Origin of the sequence: Thioalkalivibrio sp. ALE12 (assembly GCF_000381105.1) — a bacterium.
Classification (GTDB): Bacteria; Pseudomonadota; Gammaproteobacteria; order Ectothiorhodospirales; family Ectothiorhodospiraceae; genus Thioalkalivibrio.
Genome location: NZ_KB905906.1, coordinates 24,520 through 36,653 on the forward strand (window position 1 = coordinate 24,520; position 12,134 = coordinate 36,653).

At 67.4% G+C, this 12,134-nt stretch carries 16 protein-coding genes, 1 other RNA gene and 1 pseudogene; 9 read left to right on the forward strand and 9 right to left on the reverse strand.

Annotation, left to right across the window (positions count from 1 at the left end):
* The first annotated feature begins 17 nt into the window (after positions 1–17).
* The 3 genes from F614_RS0103400 (at position 18) to F614_RS0103410 (ending at position 944) form a co-directional block, all read left to right on the forward strand.
* Entirely contained in the window at positions 18–293 is a 276-nt protein-coding gene (locus F614_RS0103400) for a cupin domain-containing protein (RefSeq protein ID WP_012982192.1), read from the forward strand.
* A 74-nt stretch (positions 294–367) separates the two neighbouring features.
* On the forward strand, positions 368–646 hold the full coding sequence (locus F614_RS0103405) for a type II toxin-antitoxin system RelE/ParE family toxin (RefSeq protein WP_026329798.1): 279 nt from the start codon (positions 368–370) through the stop codon (positions 644–646).
* A gap of 19 nt (positions 647–665) precedes the next feature.
* Entirely contained in the window at positions 666–944 is a 279-nt protein-coding gene (locus F614_RS0103410) for a HigA family addiction module antitoxin (RefSeq protein ID WP_018866417.1), read from the forward strand.
* A gap of 493 nt (positions 945–1,437) precedes the next feature.
* Here F614_RS0103410 and F614_RS0103415 read toward each other — a convergent pair whose 3' ends face one another.
* The 6 genes from F614_RS0103415 to F614_RS0103435 form a co-directional block, all read right to left on the reverse strand.
* On the reverse strand, positions 1,438–2,115 hold the full coding sequence (locus tag F614_RS0103415) for a glutathione S-transferase family protein (protein WP_018879842.1): 678 nt from the start codon (positions 2,113–2,115) through the stop codon (positions 1,438–1,440).
* A gap of 4 nt (positions 2,116–2,119) precedes the next feature.
* On the reverse strand, positions 2,120–2,584 hold the full coding sequence (locus tag F614_RS0103420) for an EVE domain-containing protein (RefSeq protein WP_017941841.1): 465 nt from the start codon (positions 2,582–2,584) through the stop codon (positions 2,120–2,122).
* Positions 2,585–2,615: 31 nt separating this feature from the next.
* Positions 2,616–3,263, reverse strand: a complete 648-nt coding sequence (locus tag F614_RS0103425) for a 5-formyltetrahydrofolate cyclo-ligase (RefSeq protein ID WP_019558263.1) — start codon at positions 3,261–3,263, stop codon at positions 2,616–2,618.
* 41 nt (positions 3,264–3,304) lie between these two features.
* Positions 3,305–3,490: non-coding RNA, 6S RNA (gene ssrS / locus F614_RS14285), on the reverse strand.
* 81 nt (positions 3,491–3,571) lie between these two features.
* Positions 3,572–4,009 carry a rhodanese-like domain-containing protein gene (locus F614_RS0103430; protein WP_019558264.1) on the reverse strand — a complete coding sequence of 146 codons (438 nt, stop codon included), beginning with the start codon at positions 4,007–4,009 and terminating at the stop codon, positions 3,572–3,574.
* A 50-nt stretch (positions 4,010–4,059) separates the two neighbouring features.
* Positions 4,060–4,569, reverse strand: a complete 510-nt coding sequence (locus F614_RS0103435; protein WP_018866422.1) for a heme-binding protein — start codon at positions 4,567–4,569, stop codon at positions 4,060–4,062.
* A 150-nt stretch (positions 4,570–4,719) separates the two neighbouring features.
* Between F614_RS0103435 and aroC the strand changes: the two genes are divergently transcribed.
* The 3 genes from aroC (at position 4,720) to dapB (ending at position 7,899) form a co-directional block, all read left to right on the forward strand.
* The gene (gene aroC / locus F614_RS0103440; RefSeq protein WP_018866423.1) at positions 4,720–5,823 is read left to right on the forward strand and encodes a chorismate synthase; all 1,104 of its coding nucleotides are present in this window, start codon (positions 4,720–4,722) and stop codon (positions 5,821–5,823) included.
* 45 nt (positions 5,824–5,868) lie between these two features.
* Positions 5,869–7,032 (forward strand): MFS transporter, encoded by a 1,164-nt coding sequence (locus F614_RS0103445; protein WP_018866424.1) that lies wholly within the window; start codon positions 5,869–5,871, stop codon positions 7,030–7,032.
* 72 nt (positions 7,033–7,104) lie between these two features.
* Entirely contained in the window at positions 7,105–7,899 is a 795-nt protein-coding gene (dapB, locus tag F614_RS0103450) for a 4-hydroxy-tetrahydrodipicolinate reductase (protein WP_026329799.1), read from the forward strand.
* A 352-nt stretch (positions 7,900–8,251) separates the two neighbouring features.
* Here dapB and F614_RS14955 read toward each other — a convergent pair.
* From F614_RS14955 to F614_RS0103460, 3 genes and pseudogenes are all read right to left on the reverse strand, one after another.
* A pseudogene (locus F614_RS14955) lies at positions 8,252–8,446 on the reverse strand (hypothetical protein); the annotation flags it as partial.
* Between the two features lie 546 nt (positions 8,447–8,992).
* Positions 8,993–9,295, reverse strand: a complete 303-nt coding sequence (locus tag F614_RS0103455; protein ID WP_018866426.1) for a cell division protein ZapA — start codon at positions 9,293–9,295, stop codon at positions 8,993–8,995.
* Entirely contained in the window at positions 9,292–9,519 is a 228-nt protein-coding gene (locus F614_RS0103460; RefSeq protein ID WP_024326430.1) for a cell division protein ZapB, read from the reverse strand. The genes F614_RS0103455 and F614_RS0103460 overlap by 4 nt, the downstream gene beginning before the upstream one ends.
* Positions 9,520–9,735: 216 nt before the next feature.
* Between F614_RS0103460 and F614_RS0103465 the strand changes: the two genes are divergently transcribed.
* Genes F614_RS0103465 through pepP form a run of 3 tightly spaced genes read left to right on the forward strand, consistent with a single transcriptional unit; the run spans position 9,736 to position 11,989 of the window.
* Positions 9,736–10,023 carry a hypothetical protein gene (locus F614_RS0103465; RefSeq protein ID WP_017941481.1) on the forward strand — a complete coding sequence of 96 codons (288 nt, stop codon included), beginning with the start codon at positions 9,736–9,738 and terminating at the stop codon, positions 10,021–10,023.
* A complete protein-coding gene (locus F614_RS0103470) occupies positions 10,023–10,628 on the forward strand; it encodes a UPF0149 family protein (protein WP_018880412.1) in 606 nt (201 codons plus the stop codon). The genes F614_RS0103465 and F614_RS0103470 overlap by 1 nt, the downstream gene beginning before the upstream one ends.
* Positions 10,629–10,660: 32 nt before the next feature.
* On the forward strand, positions 10,661–11,989 hold the full coding sequence (gene pepP / locus F614_RS0103475; protein ID WP_019558266.1) for a Xaa-Pro aminopeptidase: 1,329 nt from the start codon (positions 10,661–10,663) through the stop codon (positions 11,987–11,989).
* Positions 11,990–12,134: the final 145 nt, after the last annotated feature.

Sequence of the window (12,134 nt, forward strand, 5' to 3'; positions counted from 1 at the left end):
CCGACAAGGAGACCGTCATGTCCATCGAAGTGATTCATCGCCCGGAGCAGGACCATCTGGAGCGTCTGGGGGTGTTCGACTGGCCGGTGTGGGAGAAGGAGGTCTCGACCTTCCCCTGGCACTACGATGAGCGCGAGGTCTGCTACATCCTGGAGGGTCAGGTGACGGTGACGCCGGATGATGGTGGCGAGCCCGTCACCGTAGGCGAGGGCGATCTGGTGACCTTCCCCGAAGGCATGGGCTGTACCTGGGAGATCCACCGCGACATCCGCAAGCACTACCGCTTCGGCTGAGGCTCGTGTCAGTGGATTGAGTTGACCACTGTAACGTTACAGATTACATTTTAGTCGTGTGCCAAGGAAGGCCGATGATCAGGAAGATTCGTCACAGGGGGCTCAAACGGCTTTACGTGAAGGGCGACCGCCGTGGGTTGCCGGCGGACCATGTGGAAGACCTGGAAGATATTCTCGCGCTGCTGGATGCGGCGACCCATCCCGGACAGCTGGATCTGCCGGGCATGGACTTTCATCCGCTACGTGGGGATCGCGCGGGCTTTTTCTCGGTGCATGTGAACGGCAACTGGGTTGTCACCTTCACGTTCAGTGGAGACGATGCGGATCAGGTGGATTATGAAGACTACCATTGACCCTCAGGAACACGCGGCGATGCGGAACCCGCCCCACCCAGGGCGGATCCTGCGCCGGCGTGTGCTGCCCGGGCTGGGCCTTTCGGTGACGGAGTTTGCGCAGCATCTGGGGATGTCCCGCAACGCGGTCTCGCGTGTCCTGAACGAACATGCCGCGATCTCCCCGGACTTTGCCGTGCGCCTCGAGAGCGGTGGCATCGGCGAGGCGCGCCACTGGCTCACCATGCAGACGAACTTCGATCTGGCGCGGGCCGAATCCCGCGACGAGAACCACATCCGGCGCTTCGCGGCCGCTTGATTGTGGCGGGCCCTTGCGGTCAGCCGCATTGGGCAAGAAGTTCAGCCAGTCGAAGCGTCGGTTCGCGCCCGGGCTGGCAGCAACCGCCAGCACAGGGTGCGGTTGCGCGCAGCGACAAGCACCTTCGGGTCCACGATCCCCCGGCTTTGTCATCCCGGAAACCGCGCAGCGGTTATCCAGGATCTCCGCGGTTGGGGGTGTCCCGACGTGGGAGATCCCGGCTCTTCGCTGCGCTGCGGCCGGGATGACGAGGGGGGTAGTGCGGTGGCCGGGGTTGCTCCATCGAGGAACAGGGCCTGGGAGTAGTCCCCCGAGCTTGGGCTTCCTGCGCCGGGCTGTCGCCGGTACGGCTGACGCGCGGCGCCAATCAGGAAGGAAAAGGATTTCGCTCACGCCCTTCCCGCAGTTTTTGTGGGAGCGCGCGTGCGCGCGAATGCAGGGCCCGATCCGGGGCTGACGCCGGTTCGCGGCCAAGGCCGCTCCCACAGGGGCTTTAGCGGGCGAGCCAGTGGGTGTCGAGGGGGGTGTTGAAGGTCTCCTCGACGCGGCGCAGGTAGTAGAGCAGGTCGACGGGCAGGTTGATGCCGTCGTGCATCTGCAGGGGGTAGAGGTCGGCGGCGATCACGCAGTCGGCGATGGACGGGTGGCCCAGATAGAAGCGACTGGCGGCCAGGTGCTTGGCCAGCTCCGGCAGGTGGCTTAGTTTTGCGAGCTGGTTGTAGCCGTCGTAGCGGTCGTTGGCCAGTTCCTCCAGCGACATGCCGAAGCGGTGCTGCACCTGGGCCTTGAAGTCGGCCAGGGCCTCGGCGCTCTCGCCGATGCCGTGAAAGCCCGGTGCCAGCGGGGCGTAGAGGCGGTCCAGTACGATCTCCACCTTGGCGCGCCAGTCCACCAGGGCCTGCCAGGCGTCCTCGGCGATCACGCCGTCGGACAGTGGTTCGCCGGTCGGGAACAGGCGGTCGATGTCGCGCAACGCGGCGAGCGTGTCGGTGACCAGGGAGCCGTCTGCCATCTGCAGGATCGGCGACTGGCGCGCCACGCCCAGTTCGAAGAAGGTCTCGTCGTCGAACCAGTCCAGCGCGCGGGTTTCGAGCTCCACACCCTTGTAGCCACAGGCCAGGCGCAGGCGGTCGGCCTTCGCGTCGTGCGGGAAGTGGTAGAGCGTGGCCACGGGGCTATTTCCCGCGCTGGGCGTGGCTCAGGATGAAGTCCCACTGGTCCTGGGTGATGGGCATGACCGACAGGCGGTTGCCGCGGCGTACCAGCGGGCAGTCCTCGAGCTGCGGCTGCTGCTTCAGCCAGTCGAGGGTGATGATGTCGCCGAATTTTTCCTCGAAGGCGACGTCCACCCGCAGCCAGCGCGGGTTGTCCGGGTCGCTTTTGGGGTCGTAGTGCGGGTCTTCGGGGTCGAAGGCGCAGGAGTCCGGGTAGGCCTCTTTCTCGATGCGCAGGATACCGACGATGCCCGGTGGCTTGGCGTTGGAGTGGTAGAAGAAGGCGAGATCCCCCTTCTTCATCTCGTCGCGCATCATGTTGCGCACCTGGTAGTTGCGGATGCCGTCCCAGGGCTCCACGCCGACGCGTTCCAGGTCGTCGATGCTGAACTCGTCGGGCTCGGACTTCATCAGCCAGTAGGCCATGCGGGCTCCTCGTGCCAAATCAGGGGTGGGTTCAGGTGTGCGTATTGTGCCGCGCGCGGTCCGGCAGCGCATGCCAGCCCTGTTCGGTCACGACGGCGTCCAGCGGGACGTCCCAGGGCTGGGTGGGCAGTGCCGCTACGCCCTGCAGCGAGTGGGCTACGCCGATCAGCTTCGGCCGGCGGATGCCGAAGCGGCGCCGGGCGAAGTAGCGGTCGTAATAGCCCGCGCCCATGCCCATGCGGTTGCCGGCCGTGTCGAAGGCCACCAGGGGCATCAGTACCACCTGCATCTCGCGGCGCCAGATACGCGGGGCCTCCGGGCAGGGCTCGGCAATGCCGAAGCCGTTGTGACACAGCGCATCCCCGGGGGCCCAGGCATGGAAATGCATGCGGCCGGGGCGCTTGTCGTCCATCACTGGCAGGGCGATGCGGGAGCCGCGTCCGGCCAGGGCGACAGTCAGCGGGGTCAGGTCGACCTCGCCGCGCAGACCGCGATAGGCGCCGACGCAGCGGGGCTGCCAGCGCTCGAACCAGCGCAGCAGGTGTTCGCAGATGGCGGCGGAGTGCTGGTCAAGCTGGGCGTCCGACAGCGCGGCGCGGGCGCGGCGCAGGCGCAGGCGCAGGGCGCGCAGATCGTCGGGCGATAGCGAATCGTGAACGGAGTCGGTTTCCGCTGGCATAGAGGGATCGGTATGGAGAGACGGGATCAAAAGGAAGTGGACGCGCCCCGCGGGCGCCGGCGTGACCTTTGACCTTGAACCTGAGGTTCAGGTGGGAGAAGTCTCCGAATCTTTAGGCTTTCCGCTCGAAGACGGACCTGCACAGCGAAACGGAAGTACTCGGTCCCGTGGTGAAGAATTAAGGCTCAAGGGTACCACCGGGCCACAATCGAACGCCGCAGCGACGCGTCCGGCTCCATTATGGACCAATCGCCCCGGGGTGCGCGCAACCCCCGTGACAGTGGGGGATCCACGGGGATATGAGTGCTTCAGCACTGCTCCCAGGGCAGGCCGTGGTAGCGCCAGCCGCCGCGGGTGGAGCGCTGGTGATGTTCGTCCAGCGGGCCCTCGAAGCCTTCCTCTACCGAAAAGACATGTTCGATGCCGGCATCCACCAGGGCCTGGCCGGCATCCAGCGTGCGCTTGCCGCTGCGGCAGATCAGGTACAGGGCCGGGGCTTCGTCGCTGTGGTCGCTGACGCCGCCCAGCAGCAGCTTGCGGACCTGGGGCACGAACTGCGGGTTCACCGTCCAGTCCGGTTCGTCGATCCAGGGGATGTGGACCGAACCGGTCGGATGGCCGACGAACAGGTATTCCATGGTCGAGCGGATGTCGATCAGCAGGTCCCGTGGGCGTGCCTGCAGCCGCTCGTAGGTCTCCACCGGCGAGATGCGAATGGGGGTTCTGGCATGGTTGTCTGGGGGCATGGTCTCGATCCGGCTATCGGGGTGGGCGCCGTCCCTGGCGCCCGAGTGGACTACATCACGAAGTCGAGACGTTCCTGGACCCGGTCGATCCCGGCTTGCGCGCATTCCTCGTCGAGGTCGCCGCCCGGCGCTCCGGAGACGCCTACTGCGCCCAGCATGCTGCCGGCCGCTTCGATGGGTAAGCCCCCGGCCAGCATGATGATGCCGTCCACGTGGTTCATCTCCATGCGGATGTCTTCGCGGTTGTCGCGGAAGTTGGCGGAGGTGGTGCCGGACATGGTCACGGCGCGAGCCTTGTCGCCGGCGATCTGGATGGTCTGCACGCCCGCCATGCGATCGCGCAGGACCACCTGGTCGTTGCCGGCCCGGTCGACCACGACGACCGAGGTCTGGTAGCCCATGTCGCGGCAGGCCTCGACGGCGCCCATGGCGATGTCATTGGCCAGCTCCAGGGTCATGAAGCGCTGGGTGTAGACGTCATCGGCCTGGGCGCTGCTGGCCAGGCCCAGGCAGAGGGCGGCAACGGCGCCGGTGGCGAGTCGGGTCAGGGATTTCGGCATGGTGTCCTCCTTATTATGGTTTCGGATGCTGCACACCGATCATGGCAGATAGGGGACGGGGTTGCCGAGGGCTGCATTCCACAGGCTGCCGACCGGCCGCCGGGTAGGGGAACAGGCGACAGCCGCGCCGCCCGCGGCTACACTACGCGCATGTCGGGAAACAGCTTTGGACGACTGTTCGTCGTCAGTACCTTTGGTGAGAGTCACGGGCCGGCCCTGGGCGCGGTGGTGGACGGTTGTCCGCCCGGTCTGGAGCTGTGCGAGGCGGATCTGCAGTTCGATCTCGACCGCCGCCGGCCGGGGCAGTCGCGCCACACTACCCAGCGGCGCGAGCCGGACCAGGTGCGAATCCTCTCGGGCGTGTTCGAGGGTCGCACCACCGGCACGCCGATCGGGCTGCTGATCGAGAACGTGGATCAGCGTTCCAAGGACTACAGCGAGATCATGGATCGCTTCCGTCCCGGGCATGCGGACTACACCTACCATCAGAAATACGGCGTGCGCGACTATCGCGGTGGCGGGCGCAGCTCCGCGCGCGAGACGGCGCTGCGGGTTGCGGCCGGCGGCATCGCCCGGCGCTACCTCGAACAGCGCTACGGCATCACCATCCGCGGCTGGCTGTCCCAGCTGGGCCCGATCGCGCTGGAGGCGAAGCAGCCGGAGATCGCCAACGACAACCCGTTCTTCTCCCCGGACCCGGACAAGGTGCCGGAGCTGGAGGAGTACATGGACGCCCTGCGCAAGTCGGGCGACTCCATCGGCGCGCGGGTCACCGTCGAGGCCACCGGCGTGCCGGCCGGCTGGGGCGAGCCGGTATTCGACCGCCTGGATGCCGAGCTGGCGCATGCGCTGATGAGTATCAATGCGGTGAAGGGCGTGGAGATCGGCGCGGGCTTTGAGTCCGTGACCCAGCGCGGCACCGAGCACCGTGACGAGATCACCCCCGAGGGTTTCCTCTCCAACCACGCCGGCGGCGTGCTGGGCGGGATCAGCACCGGCCAGGCGGTGCGCGCCAGCATCGCGATGAAGCCGACCTCCAGCATCCGTCTGCCCGGGCGCAGCATCAACACCGCGGGCGAGCCGGTCGAGGTGGTGACCAAGGGGCGGCACGACCCCTGCGTGGGCATCCGCGCGACCCCGATCGCCGAGGCGATGATGGCCCTGGTGCTGATGGATCACGCTCTGCGCCATCGCGGGCAGAACGCCGACGTGGCGGATACGGGCCTCGCACTGCGCGATCATTCCGGCGAATGACGCGGCCGTCCGGCCGTAGTCTCCTGAACCGCTAGGGCCCCTGCAATGGCCGTGACGCAGAACGCGCGCCTGTCCGGGGTCTATTTCTTCTACTTCGCCAGCCTCGGTGCGTTCATGCCGTTCTGGGGGCCGTATCTCTCCGAGGAGGGGTTCAGCGGCGCCCAGATCGGCGAACTGATGGCGATCGTGCTGGCGACCAAGATCATCGCCCCGAACGTCTGGGGATGGCTGGCGGATCGCGCCGGCGCGCACATGCCGATCGCGCGCTGGGGCGCGCTGGGCGGGGCGGTGGCCTTTGCCGGGGTGCTGCTGTACACCGGCTACTGGTGGCTGGCGGTGGTGATGGCCGCCTACAGCTTCTTCTGGAATGCGATCCTGCCGCAGTTCGAGGCGACCACCATGCGCTCGCTGGGGCAGGATGCGCACCGCTATGCCCTGGTGCGGCTATGGGGGTCGGTGGGTTTTATCGTCGCGGTGGCGCTGCTGGGCTGGGCCTTCGATCACATCGACGTGGCCTGGCTGCCGTGGATCGTGCTGGCGATCCTGATCGCGGTGGTGGCGGCCGCGCAGTTCGTGCGCGAACCGGCGCGCAACCACGAGGAAGACAACAACGCCCCGCCGCTGCTGACCGTGCTGCGCCGGCCGGAGGTGATCGCGCTGTTCGTGGCCTGCTTCTTCATGCAGGCCAGCCATGGGCCGTACTACGCCTTCTTCACCCTGTACCTGGAACAGGCCGGGTTCTCGCGCGCGGTGGCCGGGCAGCTGTGGGCGCTGGGGGTCGCGGCCGAGGTGGTGCTGTTCCTGCTGATGCCGCGGCTGATCCTGCGTTTCGGGGCCTGGCTGCTGGTGTCGGCAGCGCTGGTGCTGACCACGCTGCGCTGGGGGCTGCTGGCGGCGGTGCCGGATTCGTTGCCGATGCTGATGTTCATCCAGGTGCTGCATGCGGCCAGCTACGGGGTGTACCACGCGGCGGCGATCTCGCTGATCCACTATTTCTTCCCGGGCCGGCTGCAGGGGCGCGGGCAGGCGCTGTACTCCTCGCTGGCCTTCGGGCTGGGCGGGGCGATGGGCTCGCTGGTGGCCGGTTATCTGTGGGACGGCATCAGCCCCGCCTCGGTGTACGTGTTCGCGGCGTTCCTGGCGGCGGCCGGGGTGATCGCCTCGGTGTACGGCGAATGGCGTTTCCGCACCCCGGTGCGAACCCTGTAACTGGCACGTTGCGGCAAAGCTTCGTAGGGTGCGCATACCCCGATGGAACGACAGAACCGGATGGAACAAACGATGATTCGAATTGCGATTGCGGGCGCCGGCGGGCGCATGGGCCAGAACCTGGTGCAGGCGGTGGACGAGCACCCCGAGGCGCAGCTGGGCGCGGCCAGCGAGCGGCCGGGTAGCGAGGCGATTGGAGAGGTCGTCGGTCAGGAGGGCCAGGTGCGCCTGGTCGAGGATCTGGCAACCGTGACCGACGACTTCGACGTGCTGATCGACTTCACCGCGCCGCAGGCCACCATGCAGCACCTGGATCTGTGCGCGCGCGCCGGCAAGGCCCTGGTGATCGGGACCACCGGTCTCGACGCGGAGCAGGAGCAGCGTCTGCGCGATGCGGCGGCCCTGATGCCGGTCGTGTACGCGCCGAACATGAGTGTCGGGGTGAACCTGACCTTCAAGCTGGTGGAGCTCGCGGCCCGGGCGCTGGGCGACAGCGTGGACGTCGAGATCCTGGAGGCGCATCACCGGCACAAGGTGGATGCGCCCTCCGGTACCGCGCTGAAGCTGGGGCGTGTGGTCGCGGAGACGCTGGGACGGGACCTGGAGCACGATGCCGTGTATGGCCGCGAGGGCCAGACCGGCGCCCGCGACCGTCGCACCATTGGCTTCGCCACGGTACGTGGCGGCGACATCGTGGGGGAACACACGACGCTGTTCGCGGGCGATGGCGAACGCGTGGAGATCACCCACAAGGCCTCCAGCCGGACCGTGTTTGCTTCCGGTGCAGTGCGGGCCGCCGTCTGGCTGGCTGGTGCTGGCAATGGGCTGTTCGATATGCAGGATGTACTGGGGTTGCGGGACCTCTAACCAGCGGCGCCGACAGGCGCTTCATCGGCCTCAGTATCCTTTGCTGTCCGTGTCTCGGTGCCTTCGTCTAGCCGCCTTCCTCGTGGTGGCTGGTCCTGGTTCGACATCCGGTGTTTAGGGTGCCTTCGGTCCGCCGCTTGCGCTGTATTGAAGGCTGGTCCCGGTTCATCCTTCGGTGTTTACGCTGCCTTCGGTCCACGTACTGCCGTGCGCTGACTCGCCAGCGCGCCCCGAGGCACTTTCTTGCTTGCCCAAGAAAGTGCCCAAAGAAGGGCACCCGGATTTCGCCCGGGAACCTTGCTCCGGACGTGCTGGGCCGGCGGCGCTGAACTCGCTGCGCCTTCGGCTCCGCTCAGACATCCAGCGCCCCGAATTTATAGAAAACGGGCCGGCCCGAGAACCCTTCCGCAAGGGGCTCCATACGGGAGGCGAAGGTCAAAACCGACCGTATCCCTACGCTTACGCCTAACCATAGGCACCGCCACCTGAAAGCCCCCGGCGCCCGCTACGCGGGCGCGGCACGCAACGGCCGAAGGCCGAGCGTGCCCAGATGTCCGAAGACCTAGCCTTTGTCCACTCGCAATATCGTCGGGACGGCCGTTGTTTTGACCTGCCTCCCCGTTGTCGTCGCGCCGAGCGGAGAGGGTTTTCGCGGGATCAGAGGCGCTGGATGTCTGAGCGGAGCCGAAGGCGCAGCGAGTTCAGCGCCGCCCGCGAAAAGCCAAGGAGAGAGGAAAACCCCGGCCCCGCACAGCGGGCCGGGGTCGCGGCAGTCGGGCGTGTTTCTTGGTGACTTCTTTGCACGAGCAAAGAAGTCACTCGGGGCGCGCTGGCGAGTCAGCGCACGGCAGTACGTGGACCGAAGGCACGTAAACACCAGAGGACGAACCAGGCCTAGCTAAAAATCGGCAGGTTGCGGACCGAAGGCACCGTAAACACCGGAGGACGAACCAGGACCAGCCACCACGAGGCAGGCGGCCGACCGAAGCCTCCGTAAACACCGGATGATGAATATGGGTTAGCGGGTGGCGGGCCGTCCCCGGGCCGGGCATGGCCGGGAAAAGGGGAGGGCGGCGGGGCGCCGCCGATGGCGCTAGCGCGACGAGCCCAGGGTTTGTTCGATGCGGTCGGCGAGGGCGACCAGCCGCGCCGAACTGCCGGCGGAGTCGCCGCCGGCCTTCTGCTGCTGGCATTCCAGCAGCTCGTGCGCCAGGTTCAGCGCCACCATCACCGCGATGCGCTCGGCCCCCACCACGCGGCCGCCATCACGCAGCTCGCGCATGCGTTCGTCAATCAGAGATGCGGAGGCAAACAGGTCGGCACGCTCGTCGGGCGGGCAGGCGATCTGGTACTCCTTGCCCATGATGGAGACGCGGACGGGTTCGGACTGGCTCATTCGCTGTGCTCCATCGAGCGCAGGCGCGCGATCATGTTCTCGACCCGGTGGCGCGCCTGCTCATTGCGCTCCTTGAAGGCCGCGCGCTCGCCCTTGAGCTGGCGGACCTGCTCCTGCAGGAGGTGGTTTTCCTCGCGCAGGGCCGCGTGCTCCTCCAGCAGGCGCGTGATTGCGGCCTCCAGGCGTTCGGTCGGGTCGATCGCGGAATCGTCGTTCGGCTGCATGGCCTCGGTCCCGGTTGGCAGGCGGCCTTCGCCGCAGGGCGTGTGATCCATGGAGTCTAGGAGGGCTTCGCGCGAAGCGTCAACTTGGGTCATCTTCTTGCTGGAACACCTTCACTTTTTGCGGGTCGCATACTTGCCGTTCCGGGGTTTGTTGCGGCCTGGTGCCCGCGCTGGCCACAATACGGCGAATCCCGTTCCCAGAAAGTGTTGCTGCCCATGACCCAGCCCCCCGAACCCGGCCCCGAGGCCACCGTGATCGAGGGTACGGCCCATAACGGAAAGCCGTGCCGGATCGTCGACAACACGGGGACCGTGCCGCACGCGGAGCTGGAACAGCTGTTGAACGCCTTGATCGAAGAGAAACGCTTCGGTCTCAATATGCTGTCCTCCACCGGTTCCAGCGCGATCAAGCTGGGCGAGCCGCAGTTTACGCACCTGCAGGTGGGTGACGATCTCTATCGCTTCCTGCTGTTCCCTTACGAAGCGCGGCTGGAGAGCTTCTGATGGTCGGCGACCCAGGCACCGGCAACGCGAAGGCGCAGGACGGGCTGGAGCGCGATCCCGTCGCCCTGCGCGAACAGCTGGAGCACGGACTGCGCAGCATGGGCTTCGCGCAGACGCCGGCCTCCGCCCACGGGCTGTTCACCGGCTGCCTGGTGGCGGACCCGGGCGCCGACGTCGACGCCCTGGTGCGCAGCCTGGGCGAGGCCCTGCCGCTGACCGAAGGCGCGGGGGACCGCTTCGGCAAGACCGTGGAAGCGATCCGGCGCGCGCTGCTGGCCCAGCTGTATGACGTAGAACTGGGCTTCGGCCCACTGCTGCCGGAGGACGAAGCCATCGAGGCGCAGGCGCAGGCCCTGTCGGAATGGGTGGACGGCTTCATCGCCGGGCTGGGGCAGACGCCGCGTCTGGGCAAACTCAAGCCCTCGGCCGAGGCCAGCGAGATCCTGCGTGATTTCGCGGAGATCGCGCGCATCGAACTGGAGCCGGACGACGACGAGGAAAACGCCGCCGCCTTCGAGGAGCTCAATGAATATGTGCGCGTGGGCGTTTTGCTGATCGCCGACGAGCTGGCCCCGGACGACCCGAAACGGATCCCGATGCAATGACCTCGACGCGACGCAGCCCCCGGCCCGGCCGGATGCCCGAGATCCCCCAGGGCGAGTTCGCCCGGCGCCGCCAGCGTCTGATGCGGGCGCTCGGACCCGAGGCGATCATCGTCGTTCCTGCCGCTCACGAGCGCACCCGCAACCGGGATGTCGAGTATCCCTTCCGTCAGGACAGCGACTTCCTTTACCTGACCGGCTTCCCGGAGCCGGATGCGGTGGCGGTGCTGGTGCCGGGGCGGCCGGCTGGCGAATACATCCTGTTCTGCCGCGACCGCGACCCGACCCAGGAGACCTGGCAGGGCCGCCGCGCCGGGCCGGACGGTGCGATGGAGACCCATGGGGCCGAGTGCGCCTTCCCGATCGAGGACATCGACGAGATCCTGCCGGGGCTGATGGAGAACCGCGCCGTGCTGGCCGCCCCGTTCGGGCGCGACGAGCCGCTGGACCAGCGCCTGTTCGGTTGGGTGAACCGTGTACGGGCCAAGGCCCGCAACGGCGTGCGTGCACCGCACGAGTTCGTCGCGGTGGAGCACCACCTGCACGAGCAGCGGCTGTTCAAGAAGGCCCCCGAGCTCAAATTGATGCGCCACGCGGCCGCGATCTCCTCGCAGGCGCATGTGCGCGCGATGCAGGCCTGCCGGCCGGGGGTGACCGAGTTCGCGGTGGAGGCCGAGCTGCTGCACGAGTTCCACCGCTACGGAACCGAGACCGCGTATCCCTCCATCGTCGGTGGCGGCGAGAACGGCTGTATCCTGCACTACATCGAGAACCGCGCGGAGCTGAACGCCGGTGACCTCCTGCTGATCGACGCCGGCTGCGAGGTGCAGGGCTATGCGTCCGACATCACCCGCACCTTTCCGGTCTCCGGTCGCTTCGACGAACGCCAGCGCGAGGTCTACGAGTGCGTGCTGGCCGCCCAGCTCGCCGCGATCGAACAGGTGCGCCCGGGCAACGACTGGGACACCCCGCACGCCACCGCCGTGCGCGAACTGACCCGCGGGCTCAAGGAACTGGGGGTACTCAAGGGTCGCCTGGACAAGCTGATCCGCGACCAGGCCTACCGCCCGTTCTACATGCACCGCACCGGCCACTGGCTGGGGCTGGACGTGCACGACGTCGGCGACTACCGCGTGGGCGACGCCTGGCGCCAGCTCGAACCCGGCATGGTGATGACCGTGGAGCCCGGGCTTTATTTCGGGCCCTATAGCGACGCGCCGAAGGAACTGCGCGGCATCGGCGTGCGCATCGAGGACGACGTCGCCGTCACCCGCGACGGCTGCGAGGTCCTCACTGCCGACTGCCCCAAGACCGCCGCCGACATCGAGGCCTGCATGGCCGGCGACCTCCCGGGCTGGGACTGACCATGCCCGCCCATCGTCTCTTCCGTTTCAGTGAACGGCCGGGAGTCCGTACCGGTGCGATTCGCCTGCAAGCAGGCTCCTACAGGGATACCCAAGCCCCCGTAGGAGCCTGCTTGCAGGCGAATGGGGCGTCGGGCCTGCCCTT